The 20,469-nt window shown below is 62.0% G+C and carries 17 protein-coding genes; 9 read left to right on the top strand and 8 right to left on the bottom strand.

What is annotated here, in order from left to right; all coding sequences use genetic code 11:
• Positions 1-48: 48 nt before the first annotated feature.
• Together trhO and BLP10_RS01325 are read left to right on the top strand one after the other, a co-directional pair.
• Complete coding sequence (gene trhO, locus BLP10_RS01330) at positions 49-807, top strand: oxygen-dependent tRNA uridine(34) hydroxylase TrhO (protein WP_091128581.1); 759 nt, start codon at positions 49-51, stop codon at positions 805-807.
• Positions 800-1,021, top strand: coding sequence for a SlyX family protein (locus BLP10_RS01325; protein WP_091128577.1), 222 nt, complete (start codon positions 800-802; stop codon positions 1,019-1,021). Before trhO ends, BLP10_RS01325 begins: the two co-directional genes overlap by 8 nt.
• 102 nt (positions 1,022-1,123) lie before the next feature.
• On the opposite strand, the gene BLP10_RS01320 is transcribed toward BLP10_RS01325, so the two are convergent.
• Positions 1,124-1,345: an alkylphosphonate utilization protein gene (locus BLP10_RS01320; protein ID WP_091128573.1), complete on the bottom strand. Its 222-nt coding sequence runs from the start codon at positions 1,343-1,345 to the stop codon at positions 1,124-1,126.
• A gap of 232 nt (positions 1,346-1,577) precedes the next feature.
• On the opposite strand from BLP10_RS01320, the gene groES reads away from it, so the two are divergent.
• The 4 genes from groES (at position 1,578) to BLP10_RS01300 (ending at position 6,193) form a co-directional block, all read left to right on the top strand.
• Complete coding sequence (groES, locus tag BLP10_RS01315; protein WP_091128569.1) at positions 1,578-1,892, top strand: co-chaperone GroES; 315 nt, start codon at positions 1,578-1,580, stop codon at positions 1,890-1,892.
• 49 nt (positions 1,893-1,941) lie between these two features.
• Entirely contained in the window at positions 1,942-3,570 is a 1,629-nt protein-coding gene (gene groL / locus BLP10_RS01310) for a chaperonin GroEL (protein WP_091128565.1), read from the top strand.
• 375 nt (positions 3,571-3,945) lie between these two features.
• The gene (locus tag BLP10_RS01305; protein WP_091128562.1) at positions 3,946-5,034 is read left to right on the top strand and encodes a TRAP transporter substrate-binding protein; all 1,089 of its coding nucleotides are present in this window, start codon (positions 3,946-3,948) and stop codon (positions 5,032-5,034) included.
• 160 nt (positions 5,035-5,194) lie between these two features.
• Positions 5,195-6,193: an LLM class flavin-dependent oxidoreductase gene (locus BLP10_RS01300; RefSeq protein WP_091128558.1), complete on the top strand. Its 999-nt coding sequence runs from the start codon at positions 5,195-5,197 to the stop codon at positions 6,191-6,193.
• Here BLP10_RS01300 and BLP10_RS01295 read toward each other — a convergent pair.
• The 6 genes from BLP10_RS01295 to BLP10_RS01270 all read right to left on the bottom strand — a co-directional run bounded on the left by BLP10_RS01295 (position 6,190) and on the right by BLP10_RS01270 (position 13,680).
• Positions 6,190-7,032 carry an ABC transporter permease gene (locus tag BLP10_RS01295; RefSeq protein WP_091128554.1) on the bottom strand — a complete coding sequence of 281 codons (843 nt, stop codon included), beginning with the start codon at positions 7,030-7,032 and terminating at the stop codon, positions 6,190-6,192. The genes BLP10_RS01300 and BLP10_RS01295 overlap by 4 nt on opposite strands.
• On the bottom strand, positions 7,029-7,976 hold the full coding sequence (locus BLP10_RS01290; protein ID WP_091128551.1) for an ABC transporter permease: 948 nt from the start codon (positions 7,974-7,976) through the stop codon (positions 7,029-7,031). Before BLP10_RS01290 ends, BLP10_RS01295 begins: the two co-directional genes overlap by 4 nt.
• Before the next feature lie 108 nt (positions 7,977-8,084).
• Entirely contained in the window at positions 8,085-9,566 is a 1,482-nt protein-coding gene (locus BLP10_RS01285) for an ABC transporter substrate-binding protein (RefSeq protein WP_091130003.1), read from the bottom strand.
• A 108-nt stretch (positions 9,567-9,674) separates the two neighbouring features.
• Positions 9,675-10,424 carry an SDR family oxidoreductase gene (locus tag BLP10_RS01280; protein WP_091128547.1) on the bottom strand — a complete coding sequence of 250 codons (750 nt, stop codon included), beginning with the start codon at positions 10,422-10,424 and terminating at the stop codon, positions 9,675-9,677.
• Between the two features lie 158 nt (positions 10,425-10,582).
• On the bottom strand, positions 10,583-12,019 hold the full coding sequence (locus BLP10_RS01275) for an aldehyde dehydrogenase family protein (protein ID WP_091130000.1): 1,437 nt from the start codon (positions 12,017-12,019) through the stop codon (positions 10,583-10,585).
• A 32-nt stretch (positions 12,020-12,051) separates the two neighbouring features.
• Entirely contained in the window at positions 12,052-13,680 is a 1,629-nt protein-coding gene (locus tag BLP10_RS01270) for an ABC transporter ATP-binding protein (RefSeq protein ID WP_091128543.1), read from the bottom strand.
• Positions 13,681-13,855: 175 nt separating this feature from the next.
• Between BLP10_RS01270 and BLP10_RS01265 the strand changes: the two genes are divergently transcribed.
• The gene (locus tag BLP10_RS01265; RefSeq protein WP_091128539.1) at positions 13,856-15,283 is read left to right on the top strand and encodes a coniferyl aldehyde dehydrogenase; all 1,428 of its coding nucleotides are present in this window, start codon (positions 13,856-13,858) and stop codon (positions 15,281-15,283) included.
• Here the strand turns inward: BLP10_RS01265 and BLP10_RS01260 are convergent.
• Complete coding sequence (locus BLP10_RS01260) at positions 15,275-17,332, bottom strand: sensor histidine kinase (protein WP_091128535.1); 2,058 nt, start codon at positions 17,330-17,332, stop codon at positions 15,275-15,277. The two genes, BLP10_RS01265 and BLP10_RS01260, sit on opposite strands and share 9 nt — an antisense overlap.
• A 112-nt stretch (positions 17,333-17,444) precedes the next feature.
• On the opposite strand from BLP10_RS01260, the gene BLP10_RS01255 reads away from it, so the two are divergent.
• Positions 17,445-19,256 carry an ABC-F family ATP-binding cassette domain-containing protein gene (locus tag BLP10_RS01255; RefSeq protein ID WP_091128533.1) on the top strand — a complete coding sequence of 604 codons (1,812 nt, stop codon included), beginning with the start codon at positions 17,445-17,447 and terminating at the stop codon, positions 19,254-19,256.
• A 96-nt stretch (positions 19,257-19,352) separates the two neighbouring features.
• Entirely contained in the window at positions 19,353-20,468 is a 1,116-nt protein-coding gene (locus tag BLP10_RS01250; protein WP_091128531.1) for an NADH:flavin oxidoreductase/NADH oxidase, read from the top strand.
• Position 20,469 lies beyond the last annotated feature (1 nt).

The raw sequence follows: 20,469 nt of genomic DNA, 5'->3' as shown, positions 1-20,469 counted from the left end.
GCGTTGTGACGGGTTTTCCGTGAAGCCCCATGCTGGTAAACAGCCGCCATGACGTACAAGGTTGCCGCTCTCTATCAGTTCGTGGCGCTTCCCGACTTCCGGGAACTGCGCGATCCGCTCCATGCCATCTGCTCCGATCGTGGGATCAAGGGGACCCTCCTGCTTGCCCAGGAGGGGATCAACGGCACCGTGGCCGGAACGGAGGAGGGGATCGATTCCCTGATCGCCGAGCTGCAGCAGGGCCCACTTTTCCATGGTCGTCTCGACAATCTGGAGCTGAAGTTCTCGACCGCCTCCGAGATGCCTTTCGGCAAGATGAAGGTGCGTCTGAAGAAGGAGATCGTGACCCTCGGCGATCCGCAGACGGACCCGACCAGACGGGTCGGCACCTATGTCTCGGCCTCCGACTGGAACAGCCTCATCGAGAACCCGGACGTGATCCTGCTTGACACCCGCAACGACTTCGAGGTGGAAATGGGCACCTTCGAGGGTGCCATCGATCCGCGCATCAAGAAGTTCAGCGAATTCAAGGAATTCGTGGAGAAGGAACTCGATCCCGCCAAGCACAAGAAGGTCGCCATGTTCTGCACCGGCGGCATCCGCTGCGAGAAGGCCAGTTCCTACATGCTGGGGCAGGGCTTCGAAGAGGTCTACCATCTAAAGGGCGGCATCCTGCAATATCTGGAGGATGTGCCGGAAACCGAGAGCCGCTGGAACGGCGGCTGCTTCGTATTCGACGAGCGCGTATCTCTCGGGCACGGCTTGGTGGAACGCCCCGAGGACAGGAGCCTGCTGGCCGATGAGTGATGCGAATGGGGTCAATGCCCGCCTGGAGGCCCTGGAGGTGCGCGTCGCCTATCAGGATCAGGTCATCGAGGACCTGAATCAGACCGTCATAGACCAATGGAAGAAGATCGACTCGCTGAGGCGCCAGCTCAATGAGTTGCTGGACCGGGTGCAGGAAGTCGAGGACAGTGGCGCCGGGCCCCGGACGCCCGAGCCTCCGCCGCCCCATTATTGAGAATTTGCCTTTGGCCATGGACGCATCTGTCCTGGCCATTCTCTCGCAAAACCGGGTTAAGGCGCAGATGCCCAGATAATCCGGGCATAACCGCGATCTCGATCAGACCTTCTTCACGAACTCGGTCTTGAGCACCAAGCCTTTGATCTGGGCTGATCGGCACTCGATCTCGCCGGGATTGTCTGTCAGGTGAATGTTCTTGAACAAGGTGCCCCGCTTCAAGGTGGTGGAAGAGCCTTTCACCTTCAGGTCCTTGATGACCTGCACGGAGTCGCCCTCGCTCAGGACGGCCCCATTGCTGTCCCTCACAACCATTTCGCTCATTTTGATCTCCTGGGCGTGTCTTACGCCGATGGAAGGGGCATAGCCTCCAGGGCGATACCTTGTCCAATCTGGGCTCTTAAAGCGCAGCTTGGCGCTCTAGATGACGAGTGCCAAAAAATTTTCATATCCCCTCTTGAACAGTGAAGCTTGTTCAACCAAATTTTCGACCGCGGAGGCCCTGAAGGGCTCCGCGTATGACAGTCAACGCACTGAAAACATTGGAGGAAGCTTCATGAAGTTCCGTCCTTTGCATGATCGCATTCTGGTCAAGCGGATCGATGCGGAAGAGAAGACGGCGGGGGGCATCATCATCCCCGATACCGCCAAGGAAAAGCCCCAGCAGGGTGAGGTGATCGCCGTCGGACCCGGTGCCCGAAACGAGGTCGGCCAGCTCGTCGCCCTGGACGTGAAGGTCGGCGACCGTGTGCTTTTCGGCAAATGGTCCGGCACGGAGGTGAAGATCGATGGCGAGGATCTCCTGATCATGAAGGAGAGCGACATCATGGGCGTTCTGGACGAGACCGTCGCTCAGAAGAAGGCCGCTTAAGGCCGGAATACCAGAGTCACATATCGTTACGTCTAAGGAGTGACGAACAATGGCTGCTAAGGAAGTCAAATTCTCATCCGACGCGCGCGAAAAGATGCTGCGCGGCGTCGACATTCTCGCCGATGCGGTGAAGGTCACGCTGGGCCCCAAGGGCCGCAACGTGGTGATCGAAAAATCCTTCGGTGCGCCGCGCATCACGAAGGACGGTGTCACCGTCGCCAAGGAAATCGAACTCGGCGACAAATTCGAGAATATGGGCGCGCAGATGGTGCGCGAGGTCGCCTCGAAGCAGAACGACCGCGCCGGTGACGGCACCACCACCGCGACCGTTCTCGCCCAGGCCATCGTGAAGGAAGGTGCCAAGGCCGTTGCCGCCGGCATGAACCCGATGGACCTGAAGCGCGGCATCGACATGGCCGTCGAAGCCGTGGTGGCGGACCTCAAGAAGAACGCCAAGAAGGTCACCTCCAACGACGAGATTGCCCAGGTCGGCACCATCTCGGCCAACGGCGATGCCGAGGTCGGTCGCATGCTGGCCGAGGCCATGCAGAAGGTCGGCAACGAAGGCGTGATCACGGTTGAAGAGGCCAAGTCCCTCGAGACCGAGCTCGAGGTAGTCGAGGGCATGCAGTTCGATCGCGGCTACCTCTCGCCGTACTTCATCACCAACGCGGAGAAGATGCGCGTGGAGCTCGAGGATCCCTACATCCTCATCCACGAGAAGAAACTCTCCGGCCTCCAGGCCATGCTGCCGGTGCTCGAAGCCGTCGTTCAGACCGGCAAGCCGCTGCTCATCATCGCCGAGGACGTGGAAGGTGAGGCTCTCGCCACCCTCGTCGTCAACAAGCTGCGTGGCGGCCTGAAGATCGCCGCCGTGAAGGCCCCGGGCTTCGGCGACCGCCGCAAGGCCATGCTCGAGGACATCGCCGTTCTCACGAAGGGGCAGGTCATCTCCGAAGACCTCGGCATCAAGCTCGAGAACGTCACGCTGCCCATGCTCGGCCGCGCCAAGAAGGTCGTGATCGAGAAGGAGAACACCACCATCGTCGACGGCGCCGGTAACAAGGCCGACATCGAAGCCCGCGTCGGCCAGATCAAGGCGCAGATCGAGGAGACCACCTCGGACTACGACCGCGAGAAGCTCCAGGAGCGTCTCGCCAAGCTCGCAGGCGGCGTCGCGGTGATCCGCGTCGGCGGCGCGACTGAGGTCGAGGTGAAGGAGAAGAAGGACCGCGTCGACGACGCCATGCATGCTACCAAGGCTGCGGTCGAGGAGGGCATTCTGCCTGGCGGCGGCGTTGCGCTGCTGCGGGCTCTGAAGGCCCTCGACGGCGTGAAGCCTGTCAACGACGACCAGAAGACCGGCGTCGAGATCGTGCGCCGCGCGCTCCAGGCTCCGGCTCGCCAGATCGCCCTGAATGCAGGCGAGGACGGCTCCGTGATCGTCGGCAAGGTGGCCGAGGCAAAGGAGTATTCGGCAGGCTGGAACGCCCAGACCGGCGAGTATGGCGATCTCTACAAGTTCGGCATCATCGACCCGGCGAAGGTTGTCCGCGTGGCTCTCGAAGACGCAGCCTCCGTGTCCGGCCTTCTCATCACGACGGAGGCGATGATCGCGGAGAAGCCGAAGAAAGAGGCAGCCGCACCCGCAATGCCCGGTGGCGGCATGGACTTCTAAGCCTCTGCTGATTCAGAACAGCACTTGGCGGCGCCGTGAATAGCGGCGTCGCTTTTTATTTCATGTGGCGAATATCTCAGGAAATTTTCTTTCCAGTATATATGCAATATAGGCAGGGGTCATCTGCGTTCACGTCATGCCAAAGAACAGAGGCTAAAGCCTTGAGACTGTTCTTCGGTTGAGCTTCCGTAGCGTATCTTGAGGCTTCTTAAGGGCTTGAGTTGCATGAGTTTCCAGCAGAGCTGACAGTGAGGATGTGCTCCTGGAAGCTAAGTCCTATGAACCTCAACTTATGTCTAAGTTTTGCTTTTGGGCTGCAGCCTGCTTGTTATCGCACGACAACAAATACGATAAGCCCTAGAGGAGTAGGCTTTCATGAAACGCCGCAATTTTCTCGCGACCGCCGGTGCTGGCATTGCCGCCGGTGCCATTGCTTCGCCGGCCATTGCCCAGTCCAACCCTGAAATCCGCTGGCGTCTGACTTCGGGTTTCCCGAAGTCCCTCGACACGATCTATGGCGGCGCGGACTTCCTCGCGAAGTTCGTTTCCGAGGCCACTGAAGGCAAGTTCCAGATCCAGCCTTTCTCGGCGGGTGAAATCGTCGGTACCTTCCAGGCCGCCGATGCGGTGTCTTCCGGCACGGTCGAGATGGCCCATACGGCCGCCTATTACTATGTGGGCAAGGACCCTACCTTCGCGGCCGCCGCGGCGGTCCCGTTCACGCTCAACGCCCGCCAGCTCAATGCCTGGCAGTATCACGGCGGCGGCATCGACCTCGTCAACGAGTTCATGGCCAAGCACAACCTCTATGCTCTTCCAGGCGGCAATACCGGCACCCAGATGGGCGGCTGGTTCCGCAAGGAGATCAAGACAGTCGAAGACCTGAAGGGCCTCAAGATGCGCATCGCCGGCATCGCCGGCCAGGTCATGGCGAAGCTCGGCGTCATCCCGCAGCAGGTGGCGGGCGGCGATATCTACCCGTCGCTGGAGCGTGGCACCATCGATGCCGCCGAATGGATTGGCCCTTACGACGACGAGAAGCTCGGCTTCCAGAAGGTCGCCCCGTACTACTACTATCCCGGCTTCTGGGAAGGCGGCCTGACGCTCCACTTCATGTTCAACAAGGCGAAGTGGGAATCCCTGCCGAAGCACTATCAGGCGATCGTGCAGGCAGGCTGCATGGCGGCCAACCAGGACATGCTGGCCAAGTATGACGCCAAGAACCCGGCGGCTCTCCGCAGTCTCGTGGGCGCAGGCGCGCAGCTGCGCCCGTTCTCGCAGGAGATTCTCGACGCCGCCTACAAGGCCACGAACGAGGTCTATGCTGAAATTTCCGCCCAGAATGCGGACTTCAAGAAGATGATCGACTCGCTCCGCGCCTTCCGCAACGAAGAATACCTCTGGTTCCAAGTGGCCGAGTACGCCTTCGACAGCTACATGATCCGCGCTCGTACCCGCGGCTAAGCCGTTATAGGTGAGGACTTCGAAACCCGGCGCCGCAAGCGCCGGGTTTTTCTTTTGCAAAGCTGCTGCGCTTCAGGCGAGGGGCTTCAGGTCTTGTATCGAGCAGCCGGAGTGCTGATTTGAGATCGATCATCGCCCGCCACGTTTCAAAGAGTTTCCCATGCCTCCGCTTTCCATTCTCGATCTTGCGCACATCACCGAAGGCTCCACGGCGTCCGATGCCTTGCGCAATTCACGCGATCTGGCGCAGCATGCGGAACGGTGGGGCTATAATCGCTTCTGGCTCGCCGAGCACCACAACATGGTGGGTATCGCGAGCGCTGCGACGAGCGTCGCCATCGCGCATGTGGCTGGGGGCACCAACAGGATCCGCGTGGGCGCAGGCGGCATCATGCTGCCGAACCATTCGCCGCTCGTCATCGCCGAGCAGTTCGGCACCCTCGACGCGCTCTTTCCGGGACGCATCGACCTTGGCGTAGGACGCGCTCCCGGCACCGATCAGCGTACCATGCTTGCCCTGCGCCGCGATCCCACCAGCGCTGACACCTTCCCGCAGGACGTGGTTGAACTCCAGGCCCTGCTCGGACCGCTTCAGCCGGGACAGGTGATCCAGGCGGTTCCAGGGACAGACAGCAACGTGCCGGTCTGGATTCTAGGCTCCAGCCTCTTCGGGGCGCAGCTTGCGGCCATGCTCGGACTGCCTTACGCCTTCGCCTCGCATTTCGCGCCGAACGCCCTGTTTCAGGCGCTGCAGGTCTATCGCGAGCGCTTCCAGCCTTCCGCTCAACTCGACAAGCCTTATGCGATGGTGGGGGTGAATGTGATTGCCGCCGATACGGACGAGGAGGCGAAGCGTCTCTTCACCTCCGCGCAGCAGGCTTTCACCAACATGTTCCGCGGAACGCGCGGCAAGCTGCAGGCGCCCATCGACGACATCGAGACCTATTGGACGCCTTCTGAAAAGGCGCAGGCCTCCAGCATGCTCGCCTGCTCCTTCGTCGGTTCCGCCGAGACCGTGCGCGAGGAGCTCGAAGGCTTCATCGAGCAGACCGGTGCCGATGAGCTGATCGTGGCATCGGCCATCTACGATCACGCTGCGCGCCTGCGCTCCTACGAGATCCTGGCAGATGTGCGAAAGGCCATGAGCAAGGCTGCTTAAGCTGGAGCGCTGCGGCCCTTGAGTGTGGGGTCCAGTGCATCGCGCAGGCCATCGCCCAACAGGTTCAGGCCAAGCACCGAGAGAGCGATTGCGATGCCAGGCGCGATGGCGAGGTGCGGAGCTTGGGAGAGATAGGTCTGCGCATCGCTGAGCATGCGGCCCCAGCTTGGGTTGGGAGGCCGCACGCCGAGGCCCAGATAGCTCAATCCTGCCTCGGTCAGGATCGCGAGCGCGAGCTGGATCGTCACCTGCACGATCAGCGCCCCTGCGATGTTGGGGATTACGTCCTCCCAGGTAATCCGCAGCGGATGCTTGCCGATGGCACGGGCGGCGGCGATGTAGTCGAGCGTCCAGACCTGGAGCGCCACGCCGCGTGTGACGCGCGCGAAGACAGGCACGTTGAACACCGCAATGGCGAGGATGGCCGCGAGCGGGCCTGAGCCCACGAGCGCACCGATCATGATCGCGGACAGAACTGCGGGGAAGGCGAAAACCACGTCGGACGCGCGCATGGCGATTTCATCGGCGATGCCCTTCCATGCCGCTGCCGCGCAACCGATAGCGGTGCCGATGGCAGCGCCCAGAAGAACCGCAGGCCATGCGATGGCGAGCGAATTCCACGCACCGACCATGAGAAGCGACAGGACGTCCCGTCCGAAATGATCGGTGCCGAGAAGGCCAGCCTCCAACGGCCCTTTTAGGCGCATGGCAACGCGCACGCGAGTGGGCACTTCCGGTGTCCAGACAAGAGAGAGGAGGGCGGTAGCGATCAGCAGGGCTGTGAGGATGCCGCCGATGATGAGGGCCGTATTCCAACGAATTGAGGAACGCTTCATCATGTCCGGCTCCTCAGGCGCGGATCGAGGATCGTGTAGCCGATATCGACCAGGAAGTTCACCACGATGACGAGGCCGGAAAAGATCAGCACGATGTCCTTGATGACCACGAGGTCGCGTTGGCTGAGGGCCTGATAAGCCAACCGCCCGAGCCCTGGCAGGTTGAACACGTTCTCGACCAGGATCGCGCCGCCGAAGAAGAATGAAAGCTGAAGGCCGAGGATCGTCGTGACCGGGATGAGCGCATTCGGCACCACATGCCGGCGCAGGGTGGAGCGCCGGTCCACGCCCTTGGCGCGTGCCGTGCGCACGAAATCCGCGCCGATGACCTCAAGGGTTGCCGAGCGCGTGACGCGGGTGAGCACTGCAGCCTGGGGCAGGGCAAGCGCCAGGGCAGGCAGAAGCAGCGCCTGAAGAGCAGGGCCGATCCCGTTACCCCAACCCGGAAAGCCGCCGGCCGGAAACCACCCGAGCCATGTGGAAAAGAAGAGGATGAAGAGAAGGCCGATCCAGAAGTTCGGCACCGCTACGCCCAATTGGCTGAACACCAGTACCGCCCGATCGACCGGCCCATCGCGGCGCGCGGCTGCTGCAACGCCCAGGGGCAGGGCGAGGACGGTTGATATGAGAATGGCAAGAAGGCTCAGCGGGAGCGTCACGTTCATGCGCTCGGCAACGAGCGTCGAAACCGGCATCTTGTAGGTGATGGACGTGCCGAGATCCCCGTACAGAATTCCCCCGACCCATTCGAGATAGCGGATGAGCGCAGGCTGATCGAGCCCCATCTCCTGGCGCAAAGCGGCGAGCGTATCCTCGCGCGCAGCCGTCCCCAGCATGATCGCCGCCGGGTCGCCGGGCAGCACTTCCAGAATCAGGAAGATCGCCAGCGAGACGAAGAGCAGAGTGATGGCGAGCGAAACCAGCCGGGAAATGATGAGCCGCAACACGAGCGAAGAATGCCTATCCGATTTGTGCGAACCGATACGTCAGCAAACAGCATCCTCATGCCCGGCGTAAAGCCGGGTGAACCATGAGAATGCTGTTTTCAGACTGCTTTATTCAGTCCACGACACTTCCGTCACGTCGTTGATCGGGATCGGGGAATTCTCCCACATGCCCTGGAGCTTCGCGTTCCATACGCCGAGCTTCGGCAGCTGGAAGAGGAAGAGGGCGGGCACGTCCTCGGCGAGGATCTTCTGCGCTTCGGCGTATTTGGCGAAGCGCGCCTTCTCGTCCGTGGTCTTGGCGGCATCGGCGATCAGCGCCTTGAACTTGTCGTTCTTGTAATTAAAGTAGTAGCTGTCCCGGGCGAAGATATCGATGTCGAGCGGCTCCGTGTGGGAGACGATGGTGACGTCGTAATCCTTGTTCTTGAAGACTTCCTCGATCCACTTGGCCGGGAACTCGGTGGGGATGATCTTCATCTCCACGCCCACTTCCGAGAGCATGGCGGCCATCAGCTCAGCCGAGCGGCTCGCATAGGCCATCTGCGGAGACTTGATGGTGATGGAGAGGCCATTGCCATAGCCCGCTTCCGCGAGCAGCGCCTTGGCCTTCGCCGGATCGTAGGGGATGACGTTCGTCGTATCCACATAAGCCGGGTTGTTGGGCGAGAAGAAGCTGCCGATGGGCGTGCCGAAGCCGGAATAGGCACCCTCGATAAGCGCCTTGCGGTCGATGGCGTGCATGAGCGCGCGGCGCACGCGCACGTCGTCGAAGGGTTTCTTGGCATTGTTCATGCCCGCAACCGTCTCGCCTTCCGTGTTGCCGGCAACGGCCTTGAAGCGGGAGTCTTTCTGGAATTCGGCAAAGAGTTCCGGGGCTGCGAGGTTGGGGAAGGCATCTACGTCGCCCGCGCGCACAGCCGCGACCTGCGCTTGCGAGTCGCTGATGAAGCGGAAGGTGACGCTTTCGAGCTTCGTCTTGTCCTTCTGCCAATAGTCCGGGTTCTTGACGAGTTCGACCCTGTCGCCACGCGTCCAGGATTTGAACTTGAAGGGGCCGGTGCCGACCGGGTTGGCGGCATTGCCCGCCGCCGTCTCCGACGCGACGATCACCGCATCGCCCCAGCCGAGATAGGTGAGGAAGTTGCCGGAGGTTTCCTTCAGCTTGATCACCACCGTTGCGGGATCGGGCGTCTCGATGGAAACGATGGGCGCGAAGATCTGCTTCTGCGCATTCGTCGACTTAGGATCGCGGGCGCGATCGAAGGCGAATTTCACGTCGGCAGAGTCGAAGGTGGTGCCGTCGTGGAACTTCACACCCTCCTGCAGGCGGAAGGTGTAGGTCAGTCCATCGGGGGAGATTTCCCAGCTTTTCGCCAGAAGCGGCTGTACCTTGCCGTTCCGGTCGATGCGCACAAGACCCTCGTAGAGATTGGCGAGCGTCACTTCGCGGATCGCGACGGGCGCGGCAATCGTCGGATCGAGGCCTGGCGGCTCGATGGGCATGCCGACGACGAGAGAGGTCTTGGCAGCGTAGGCCGGAAGGACGCTGACGGAAAGGAGCAGGGCGGCAGCCAGAATACGCTTCGACATAAGGCGGATCTCCATCCGGTGTTGAATTGCGGCAGGGCGCATGAGCCTCAGCTTACGCAGTGTGACGCCGGATGGAAGATGTTCCTTGGCTGTTTTAAGACTATTTCATCAGATGCAGCGTCCGCCATCGACCTCCAGCACCACGCCGGTGATCATGCTGGCCTCATCCGAGGCGAGGTAGAGCGCGGCGTTGGCGATGTCCTGCGGCGTCGAAAAGCGGCCGAGAGGGATGGAATTGACGAACATCTGGCGTTTCTCGGGCGTGTCCTCGCCCATGAAGGTGGAGAGCAGGGGCGTCTCGCCCGCCACCGGCGCCAGGGCGCAGACGCGGATCTTGCTGGGCGCAAGCTCAACAGCCATGGACTTGGTCATGGTGTGCACCGCGCCCTTGGTGCTGTTGTACCAAGTGAGGCCGGGACGTGGGCGCAGGCCCGCGGTCGAGCCCACATTGATGATCGCGCCGCCACCTTGATTCTGCATCAGCGGAACGGCGGCCTTGGCGAAGAGATAGATCGACTTCACGTTGACGGCGAAAACGCGGTCGAACTCATCTTCCTCAACTTCCAGCATGGGCCGGTTGCGGTGGCTGATGCCTGCATTGTTGACCACGATGTCGAGCTTGCCGAAGGCGGAGACGGTCTTCTCCACGGCAGCGTTCACATCGGCAGCCTTCGACACGTCGGCGGCAAGGCCTATGGCCGAGGAGCCGATCTTCTCCGCAGCAGCCTTTGCTGCAGCTTCGTTGATGTCGATAATGGCAACCTTCGCCCCTTCGCGAGCAAATGTTTCCGCGATGCCCAAGCCGAAGCCGGAACCGGCGCCAGTCACGAGCGCCACCTTGCCTTCAAGGCGTTTCATGTCTCTTACCCTTCTTAAATACGGTTTATGATCCTCCGCCCTCATCCTGAGGAGGCCTGAAAGGCCGTCTCGAAGGATGATCCAGAGCGTATTGGAGGCTCCTTCGAGATGGTCGCTTGAGCGACCTCCTCAGGATGAGGGCGGGGAACGCTGATTTCCTACCCGTGCGCGATAACGAGCGTTTTCGTCGTCGTGAACTCGACGAGGCCCTCGAAGCCTTTCTCGCGGCCATGGCCCGAACGGCCGAAACCGCCGAAGGGCAGTTCGATGCCGCCGCCTGCTCCGTAGCAATTCACGAAGACCTGACCGACACGCATGGCGCGGCCAACCCGGGTGGAGCGCATGGCATCGCGCGTCCATACGCCGGCGGCGAGACCATAGGGTGTGCCGTTGGCGAGCCGGATCGCGTCGGCCTCGTCCTCGAAAGGCGTTGCCACAAGAACCGGACCGAAGACTTCTTCCTGGGAGAGGATGCTTTCATGCGGCACGGGCGCAAGGAAGGCCGGTGGCACATAGAAGCCCTCGGCCGGCGCATCGATAGCCACGACGCCCTCGCCGACGATGCGAAGGCCTTCGTTGCGGGCGCGCTCCAGATAGCCAAGAACGCGGCGCTGCTGGGCTTGATTGATCATGGGGCCGAGATCGGGCTCACGTTCCGGGTGGCCTGCGCGCAGCGCCCGGAAACGCTCGGCGATTGCTGACACCACATCGTCGAAAATGCCGCGCTGGATCAGAAGGCGGCTGCCTGCAGAGCAAGTCTGGCCGCCGTTCTGGATGATGGCGTTCACGAGGGTGGGGAGCGCGCGTTCGAGATCGGCGTCGTCAAAGACAACCTGCGCCGACTTTCCGCCGAGTTCGAGGGTCACGCCCACATGATTTTTCGCGGCAGCAATCTGCACGGCGGTGCCGGTTTCCGGGCTTCCGGTGAAGGACAGGAAGTCGATGCCAGGATGTGCGGCCAGCGCGGCACCTGCGGTGCGCCCGAGGCCCGTCACGATGTTGAGCGCACCGTCGGGAAAGCCTGCTTCGCTCGCAAGCTGCGACACGCGAAGGATCGTAAGCGAAGCATCTTCTGCAGGCTTCACCACGGTGGCGTTGCCTGCAGCCAAAGCCGCGCCGACGGAGCGGCCGAAGATCTGCATCGGATAATTCCAGGGCACGATATGCCCAGTCACGCCGTGCGGCACACGCTCGACACCGATGAAATGAGTGTTGAGATAGGGAATGACATCGCCATGAAGCTTGTCGGCGGCGCTGCCGTAGAACTCGAAGTAGCGGGCGAGTGCAACGGCGTCGGCCCTGGACTGGCGCAGGGGCTTGCCGTTGTCGCGGCTTTCGAGCGTCGCAAGTTCGTCCGCATGCGCCTCGACGATGGTGGCGAGCTTCATCAATAAGCGGCCGCGCTCGGTGGCCGTCAGCTTGCCCCACGGCCCTTCGAAAGCAGAGCGTGCGGCTTTGACCGCCGCATCGACATCCTGTGCCGTGCCGGCGGCGATCTTGGCGAAGAGCGTGCCGTCCACAGGCGAGACGACGTCCAGCAGCATTCCGTCGGAAGCCGGAACCTCCTTGCCGCCGATGAGATTCTTGAAAACCATGTTCGGTGCGATGTGCGGATTGATCTGGTCGTTCACCGGTCTTGGACTCCTTCGAGTATTCTGGTTTTTCCCGGCACGGCAGCCAGGAGTTGGCGCGTATAGGCGTCGCGCGGATCGGCAAAGAGTTGCGCTGTTTCCGCCATTTCCACAATTCGACCTTTTTGCATGACAGCCACGCGATCGCAGATCTGGGCAGCGACCCGCAAATCGTGGGTGATGAAAAGGATGGAGAGGCCGAACTCCTTCTGCAACTCGCGGATCAGCTTGAGGATTTCGGCCTGCACGGATACGTCGAGGGCGGAAACCGCCTCGTCCGCCACCAGCACATCGGGCTTCATGGCAAGAGCACGGGCGATGCCGATGCGCTGACGCTGGCCGCCTGAGAACTCATGCGGGTAACGCTCGGCGGCCTGAGCGGGAAGTCCGACCCTTTCGAGCAAGGCATGAGCTTCCTTGAACGCCTGCTCGGGATCGACACCTTGCGTGATCGGGCCTTCAGCAATGATGTAACCCACCTTGCGCCGTGGGTTGAGGGAGGCGAAGGGGTCCTGAAATACCATCTGGATCTTGCGCCGATGCGGGCGCATATCGGCTTGCGACAGGGAGCTGAACATCAGGTCGCCGATCTCGATCTTGCCTCCATCGGGCTCGATCAGCCGGAGGACGCAGCGCCCTACGGTGGACTTGCCGGAGCCAGATTCGCCGACCAATCCCAGGGTCTCGCCGCGACGGATGTCGAAGCTCACGGCATCCGCGGCCTGGACCTCTCGGCTTCTGCGGAAGAAGCCGCGTCCGCCATAAGTCTTGGTGAGAGCGTCGACCTTGAGAGTGATCGGTTCGCGCTGCAATTCCTTCGCAGGGGGCGGGGTCAGGGAGGGCACGGCCGCCAGGAGGCGCTTGGTGTAAGGGTGCTGCGGGTTTTTCAGCACCTCGTCCACCGTTCCCTGTTCTACCAGCTCGCCGTGCTGCAGCACGGCGACGCGGTCGGCGATTTCTGCCACAACCCCGAAATCGTGAGTGATGAAGAGAACCGCCGTGCCCTTCTTGCGGCGAAGGTTGTCGATGAGCTTCAGCACCTGCGCCTGCGTGGTCACGTCCAGAGCCGTTGTCGGCTCATCGGCAATGAGGAGCTTGGGCTCCAGGGCGAGCGCCATGGCAATCATCACGCGCTGGCGCTGGCCGCCTGAAAGCTCATGCGGATAAGCCCGTGCGATGAGTTCCGGATTCGGCAGGTTTACCTCGGTGAGCAGTTCGATGGTGCGCCTGTGCCGGTCCGCCTGGCTCAACAGTCGGTGAGCCTGGAAGGTCTCGGCGATCTGGTCCGCCACGCGCATGACCGGGTTGAGAGAGGTCATGGGCTCCTGGAATACCATGCCGACATCCCGCCCGCGCACATCGCACCATCCCTCCTCGTCGAGGGACAGAAGGTCCAGACCGCCGAGCTTGATGGAGCCTGCGAGTACCGTAACCGAGGGTGGCAGAAGGCCGATGGCCGCCATGGCTGTCATGGACTTGCCGGAGCCCGACTCCCCGACAACACAGAGGGTTTCGCCAGCGCGAATATCGAGGGACAGGTTTTTGATCGCGTGCTGTCGGTCTGCCAGGGCGGGCAGTCCGATGGACAGGTTCTCAATCGACAGCACGGGGGAGGGATCGCTCACTCACATTCTCCTGCCGCGGACTGTGGGGAGTAGTCCGACGGATGGGGAAGCATCCTCGCCCCATGGGCCTCTCGTCAATCCACCCGCGCCCTTTGCCGCTTGAAAACCGGTTCGGTTGAGAATGAGCGGGCATCGCCCATATCTTAGCCGAGGTTCACGCGGAGTATGTGCTGGCGTGCATGATATTGTTTCTCTCCCGGCCAGGGGGCGGCTCCAGGACGTTTTTGATCTGCAAAGACGCGCCTGGTCCGAACAGGGGGCTCTTTCCGTCGAACGCCGTGAGGAGGCATTGGGCGCTCTTGCCGACGCGCTGGTGCGCCGTGCGGATGAGTTCGCGCGTGTCATCGCGCAGGATTTCGGCCATCGCTCGCTTCACGAGACGAAGCTCGCCGACCTCTATCCTGTCGTTTCCAGCTTACGCCACGCCCGAAAGCATTTCCGCCGCTGGATGAAACCGCAGCGACGGCCGATCCAGATGATGTTCCAGCCGGCTTCCGGACGCGTCCATTATCAGGCTCTCGGGGTGGTCGGCATCGTCAGCCCCTGGAACTATCCGGTTCAGCTTGCCCTCTCGCCGCTCGCAGGTGCCCTGGCCGCAGGCAATCGCATCCTGATTAAGCCTTCCGAACTCACGCCCCGCACTTCAGCCTTGCTGGCTCATGTGATTGAGGAGGTCTTTGACGAGAGCGAGGTGGCGGTGGTGCAGGGGGGCGTGGATGTCGCTCAGGCTTTCATACGGCTGAAGTTCGATCATCTCTTCTTCACGGGTTCGACGGCGGTAGGGCGCGAGGTGATGAAGGCCGCCGCCGAGAATCTCGTGCCAGTCACGCTCGAGCTCGGAGGCAAATCCCCCACGATCATCTGCCCCGAATACCCGATTGAGAAAGCAGCCGAACGCATTGCCGTAGGCAAGTTGTTCAATGCGGGTCAGACCTGCATCGCGCCCGATTACGTCCTCATTCCCCGAGCGCAGCAGAGTGAATTCATTGCTGCATTCCGCAATGCCGTCGTTCGATTATACCCGACTTTCTCCGCCAACCCCGACTACACGGCCATCATCAGCGAGCGGCATTACGAACGCCTCCGCAAGCTGATCGCGGATGCGCAGACAAAAGGCGCCGTCGTCCATGAGGTCGGTTCAGACAACGAAATCCTCGAAACTGCGGGACGCAAGATCGCGCCTGTCCTCCTGACCGAAGTGCCTGACAGCGCCCTGGCGATGCAGGAGGAGATCTTCGGTCCTGTTCTTCCCGTCGTCACTTATGAGGACATCGAGGACGCTATCCGCTTCATCTCGGATCGGCCGCATCCTCTGGCGCTTTACGTCTTCAGCCATGACAGGAGGCTCGTGGAGCATATCCTCGACCGCACAACCTCCGGCGGCGCCGCCATCAACGAGACGTTGCTCCATTGCGTGCAAGAGGAGTTGCCGTTCGGTGGCGTGGGGAACAGCGGCATGGGCGCCTATCACGGCGAGGCGGGCTTCAGGACATTCAGTCATGCGCGCTCCGTGTTCCAGCAGGCGCGGATCAACGGTGCAGGCATGACGAAGCCGCCCTATGGCAGCCGTATCGAGCGTATGCTGTCCTTCCTTCTACGCTGAGGGCAGGGGGACGGACAGGTCATAGGAAACACCCGACGCATCGAAGTCGATCGTGATGTTCCCGTCGAGTTCGCCTTCGATGCTGCGGCGGATAAGGCGGGAGCCGAAGCCCTGACGCTTGGGCGGCTGGACTGGCGGTCCGCCGCTTTCCTTCCAGGATAGGCGAAGCTGTGGGGGGGCGTCTTCAGGGGCAATGACTTCCCATGCTAGATGGAGACGTCCTGTCGGGACCGAGAGTGCCCCATATTTGGCGGCATTCGTTACGAGTTCATGCAGAACGAGGCCGAAATTGATGGCATAGCGTGACGGAAGATTCACCCTGGGCCCATCGATCACGACCCGCTCGTCTGCCTCACGCATGTAGGGAGCGAGTTCCTGCGCCGCGATGTCGTGCAGATCCGCCTCGCGCCAGGATTTCAAGGTCAGAAGGTTGTGTGTCATGGAAAGGGCAAGCAAGCGGCCCTCGAACGCCTCCTTGAACTGCGCCGAGCCGGTGCTGGAGCGCAGGGTCTGCGCGGCAATGGATTGCACGGTTGCCAGCGTGTTCTTCACTCGGTGATTCAACTCATCGAGGAAGAAGCGCTGCTGCTCCTCGATCTGCCTGCGCTCCGTGATGTCCTGGATGATCCCGACAAAAAAGATGGGCTTCTTCCGGGCGTCGAAGGAAACCTTTCCCTTCGAGTTGATCCAGCGGATCTTCCCGTCGGGACGCCGCACCCGGTATTCGTCTTCGTAGTTGCCATTCCCCTCGTTGAGAACGGCAGCGCGTAGTTTCTCGACAGCATGGTGCGCATCGTCCGGATGGAGAAGTGAGCGCCATTCCTGAACGTTGGTCGTCGATTTCGTCGGGGGCAGGCCCAGGATCTGGGCGGCCTGGCTCGACCAGCCGCCTATGCCCTTGCGGTGATCGTACCACCAGGTTCCCATATGGCCGGCCTCCAGGGCCAGCCGCGCCCGCTCCTCGCTGGCCTTCAAGGCCTCCTGACGCTCGGCGACATCATCCATGAGGTCATTGAACGCTTTTGAGAGAAGTCCAAGCTCACCCGAGTTCTTCGGCAGGTCGATGCGTGCCTGATAATCTCCGCGCCGCCAATCCCCGACGGCGTTCGTCATGATTTCGAAAGGCTTCGTAATGAAGGCGCGGCTTGCCAGCCATGAGAGCGAAAGGGCCAGGACCAGTGCCGCCGCAATCAGCATGAAGCCGCGCTTGGCTGCCTCGTTGATGGTGGCGAACGCCACCTTCGTCGACAAGCCCGCACTCACATAGATGTTGTCGGCGGGAGGGTAGTTCACCGGGATGTAGCCATAGATCCGGTTCGTGCCGTCCTGGCTGTTCGTCTTGAAGCTGCCCGGTCTGTCGGCGGTCAGCATGGGGAGGAATGGGTCAGGAATGCGAGTTCCGATGAAACGCTCCGGAAATGGCTCCCGCGAGATGATGACGCCGTTCCTGTCGCTAATCGTGAGAGAGCCTCCGGTGGGGATCACCCGCTCCTTCAACTCCTTGTCGAGCCAGTTAAGATCCAGAGCGGCGACGATGACCCCGACGACTTGCCTGTCGTTGCTCCAGATCGGCAGCGACAGGGGCAGGACGGAGTAGGCACCAAGCCCACCCTCCGTGAATTCCTGCGTATAGGTGCCGATGGAGAAGCCTTTTCGGGTGATCGTATCCTGGAAGTAGGGACGATCCTTGAAACGCAGATCGGAGTTGATGAACCCCCTGTCGTTGCAATGGACCTTCCCGTTCAGGTCGAGAACCACGAATGAAACGATGTGCAGCACCTTCTGCTGAACGGAGTGCAGATAGGCGTTGCAGGCCGGCGCGTCGAAGGAGCGGATGGCCGGCGCTTCGTCCATGGCCAGAAGCAGGCCGTTGATCCCCTCGAAGATGTGGTCGACCTCCGAGGCTGCCAGCTCTGCCTGACGGATGACGAGATCGTTGATTTCAGCCTCGCGGGCGCGCCTCAGGGAAACTTCCGTAAAGGCCCAGATGACGAGCGCTGGCAGCACGGAGATCAACGCCAAAAGGAGCAAACGTCTCGTCAGAGTCATGCAGAGGCCCAGCTTCAGGAGAGCAGGGGACCATAAAGATCGTTGAGCGTCCACCCCGTAACAACCACAGGATGGCCTTGCATCCTCAGGCAAGAGGTGTCAGGTGGCAGACATGGCGCTTCCTCCTCTGCTTCTCCTTCAGGAAATTGCTCTCACCTTCGGCGGTACGCCCTTGATCGAGAGCGCAGAACTTTCCGTTTCTCCCGGCGAGCGGGCCTGTCTTGTAGGCCGCAACGGCTCGGGAAAATCCACCCTGCTCAAGATTGCCGCAGGCCTCGTCGAGGCCGACGGCGGCAAGCGTTTCGTGCAGCCCGGAGCCACCGTGCGCTATCTGGCGCAGGAGCCGGACCTCTCCGCATTTCCGAACACGCTGGCCTATGTTGAGTCTGGTCTGGGACCTGGCGACGATCCCTACCGGGCACGCTACCTGCTGGAGCAGCTGGGGCTGACGGGCGAGGAGAAGCCGTCCGACCTCTCGGGTGGAGAAGCCCGCCGGGCAGCGCTCGCCCATGTGCTCGCGCCTCAACCCGATATCCTGCTGCTGGACGAGCCTACCAACCATCTGGACCTCCCGGCCATCGAGTGGCTGGAGAGCGAACTGAAGAGCCTGCGCTCGGCGCTGGTGCTCATCAGCCACGACCGGCGCTTCCTGGAAAGCCTGTCTCAATCCACCATCTGGCTCGACCGGGGACGGACCCGTCGCATGGATCAGGGCTTCGCCCATTTCGAGGAATGGCGCGATCAGGTGCTGGAGCAGGAGGAGGCCGAGCACCACAAGCTCGGACGCAAGCTCGTGGCTGAAGCCGATTGGCTGCGCTATGGCGTCACCGCCCGGCGCAAACGCAACGTGCGCCGCCTCGGCAATCTCCATGCGATGCGCCAGCAATACCGCGACCGCACGCGAGCCGTTGGCACGGTCAGCATGACCCTGGCCGAAGCCGAGCAGTCGGGAACCCTCGTGGTGGAGGCGGAAGGCGTTTCGAAGGCCTACGGAGATCGCCCCATCGTGTCGAACCTCTCCCTGAGGCTTCTGCGCGGGGACCGCCTCGGCATCATCGGCCCGAACGGGGCTGGTAAGACGACCCTCATCAATCTGCTCACCGGCAACCTTCAGCCCGATTCCGGCCGTGTGCGCCTTGGCTCGAACCTGCAGATGGTCACCCTCGACCAGCGCCGCGCGAGCCTCGACCCCAACGCCACCGTGGCGGAGACGCTCACCGGCGGGCGCGGCGACAGCGTCACCATTGGTGGCCAGACGAAGCACGTCATCGGCTACATGAAGGACTTCCTGTTCTCGCCCGAACAGGCCCGCACGCCCGTCGGCGTGCTCTCGGGCGGTGAGCGCAACCGGCTCATGCTGGCGAGGGCTCTCGCTCAGCCTTCGAACCTTCTTGTCCTCGACGAGCCGACCAACGATCTCGACCTCGAAACCCTCGACCTGCTGCAGGAGATGATCACGGATTACTCCGGCACGGTCCTTCTGGTCAGTCACGACCGCGACTTCCTCGACCGTACCGTCAGCTCCGTTCTCGTCTCGGAAGGCGAGGGGCGTTGGGTCGAATACGCGGGCGGCTATTCCGACATGGTGGCCCAGCGCGGGCAGGGTGTGCAGGCCCGCGTCGTCGAGAAGGATGCGAAGCCCAAGAGCACGGACAAGCCTGCGGCCGTTCCTTCTCAAAACACCAAGCGGAAACTCAGCTTCAACGAGCAGCACGACCTCAAGACCTTGCCCAAGCGCATGGAGGAGCTGGAAGCCAAGATCGTGAAGGTGCAGGAAATCCTGGCCGATCCTGAGCTCTATTCCCGCGATCCGGCCCGCTTCCAGAAAGCGATGGATGCGCTCACGCAACTCCAGACCGATCTGCATATGTCTGAGGAGCGCTGGCTCGAGCTGGAGATGCTGCGGGAGGAGCTTGAGGGTTGAGCTGGTTGCAGGCCTCTCAGACCTTTTGGGCCCGTTGTGCGTTCTAGCCCGAACGGCTCAATGTGCCGGGATTCCTCGTTCCTTGAAGGACAGCCGATGGCACCTGCAAAACTGTTCACGCCCTTCCATGTGGGAAAGCTCAATCTCGCCAATCGCATCGTGATTGCGCCCATGTGCCAGTATTCGGCCGAGAACGGCTGCATGACAGATTGGCACACGATCCACCTGGGGCAGCTTGCCCTGTCGGGCGCCGCGCTCCTCACCATCGAGGCGACCGCCGTCGTGCCAGAAGGGCGCATCACTTATGGCGACGTGGGGCTCTACTCGGATGAGACCGAGGCCGCCATGGGGCGTGTTCTGGACAGCGTCCGCCGCTGGTCCGACATGCCGATTGCGATTCAGCTGGCCCATGCCGGGCGCAAGGCTTCCACAGACCTGCCGTGGAAGGGCGGGAAGCAGATTTCTCCCGACCATGCCAATGGCTGGCAGACGGAAGGGCCGTCGGCGATTCCCTATGCATCGAGCGACAATGCACCCACGGCCCTGGATCGGGATCGGCTGGCGCAGCTTCGCAACGCATTCGCTGATTCAGCCCGGCGCGCAGCCCGTCTCGGCATCGGAGCCGTGCAGATCCATGCAGCCCATGGGTACCTGCTGCACGAGTTCCTTTCCCCACTGTCCAATCAGCGCACCGACGAATATGGCGGCTCGCTAGAGAACCGGATGCGGTTTCCGCTGGAGGTGTTCGACGCGATCCGTGAGTCATTCCCTGCTGACCGGCCCGTCACGGTGCGGGTTTCGGGAACCGACTGGGCCGAAGGTGGCTGGACGATCCAGGAAACCATCGCTTTCGCCCAGGCACTCGAAGCACGCGGCTGCGACGCGATCCATGTTTCGAGCGGCGGCCTGACCTCGGCGCAGCAGATCCCGATCGGCCCCAACTATCAGGTGCCGTTGGCCCGCGCAGTGAAGGAAGCCACCAGGATGCCCGTCGTCGCGGTGGGTCTCATTACCGACTACGTGCAGGCCGAAGCGATCCTGGCCACGGGAGACGCGGACCTCATCGCGCTCGCCCGCGCCATCCTCTACGATCCCCGCTGGCCATGGCACGCGGCAGCGCATTTCGGCGCCTCGGTCAAGGCACCCGATCAGTATCTGCGCTCGCAGCCCCATCAATATCCGCGCCTCTTCGATCTGCGTGCGGACGACTGAT

The organism is Microvirga guangxiensis, from assembly GCF_900102135.1.
GTDB lineage: Bacteria > Pseudomonadota > Alphaproteobacteria > Rhizobiales > Beijerinckiaceae > Microvirga > Microvirga guangxiensis.
This window is presented reverse-complemented; position numbering and strand designations above follow the sequence as displayed.

Excerpts from the sequence above, each read along its gene's own strand:
- BLP10_RS01275 (WP_091130000.1), bottom strand. The coding sequence starts at position 12,019 with ATGGTTTTCAAGAATCTCATCGGCGGCAAGGAGGTTCCGGCTTCCGAC.
- BLP10_RS01300 (WP_091128558.1), top strand. The coding sequence starts at position 5,195 with ATGCCTCCGCTTTCCATTCTCGATCTTGCGCACATCACCGAAGGCTCC.
- groL (WP_091128565.1), top strand. The coding sequence starts at position 1,942 with ATGGCTGCTAAGGAAGTCAAATTCTCATCCGACGCGCGCGAAAAGATG.
- groES (WP_091128569.1), top strand. The coding sequence starts at position 1,578 with ATGAAGTTCCGTCCTTTGCATGATCGCATTCTGGTCAAGCGGATCGAT.
- BLP10_RS01280 (WP_091128547.1), bottom strand. The coding sequence starts at position 10,424 with ATGAAACGCCTTGAAGGCAAGGTGGCGCTCGTGACTGGCGCCGGTTCC.
- BLP10_RS01255 (WP_091128533.1), top strand. The coding sequence starts at position 17,445 with ATGGCGCTTCCTCCTCTGCTTCTCCTTCAGGAAATTGCTCTCACCTTC.
- BLP10_RS01325 (WP_091128577.1), top strand. The coding sequence starts at position 800 with ATGAGTGATGCGAATGGGGTCAATGCCCGCCTGGAGGCCCTGGAGGTG.
- BLP10_RS01295 (WP_091128554.1), bottom strand. The coding sequence starts at position 7,032 with ATGATGAAGCGTTCCTCAATTCGTTGGAATACGGCCCTCATCATCGGC.
- trhO (WP_091128581.1), top strand. The coding sequence starts at position 49 with ATGACGTACAAGGTTGCCGCTCTCTATCAGTTCGTGGCGCTTCCCGAC.
- BLP10_RS01320 (WP_091128573.1), bottom strand. The coding sequence starts at position 1,345 with ATGAGCGAAATGGTTGTGAGGGACAGCAATGGGGCCGTCCTGAGCGAG.
- BLP10_RS01305 (WP_091128562.1), top strand. The coding sequence starts at position 3,946 with ATGAAACGCCGCAATTTTCTCGCGACCGCCGGTGCTGGCATTGCCGCC.
- BLP10_RS01285 (WP_091130003.1), bottom strand. The coding sequence starts at position 9,566 with ATGTCGAAGCGTATTCTGGCTGCCGCCCTGCTCCTTTCCGTCAGCGTC.
- BLP10_RS01260 (WP_091128535.1), bottom strand. The coding sequence starts at position 17,332 with ATGACTCTGACGAGACGTTTGCTCCTTTTGGCGTTGATCTCCGTGCTG.
- BLP10_RS01250 (WP_091128531.1), top strand. The coding sequence starts at position 19,353 with ATGGCACCTGCAAAACTGTTCACGCCCTTCCATGTGGGAAAGCTCAAT.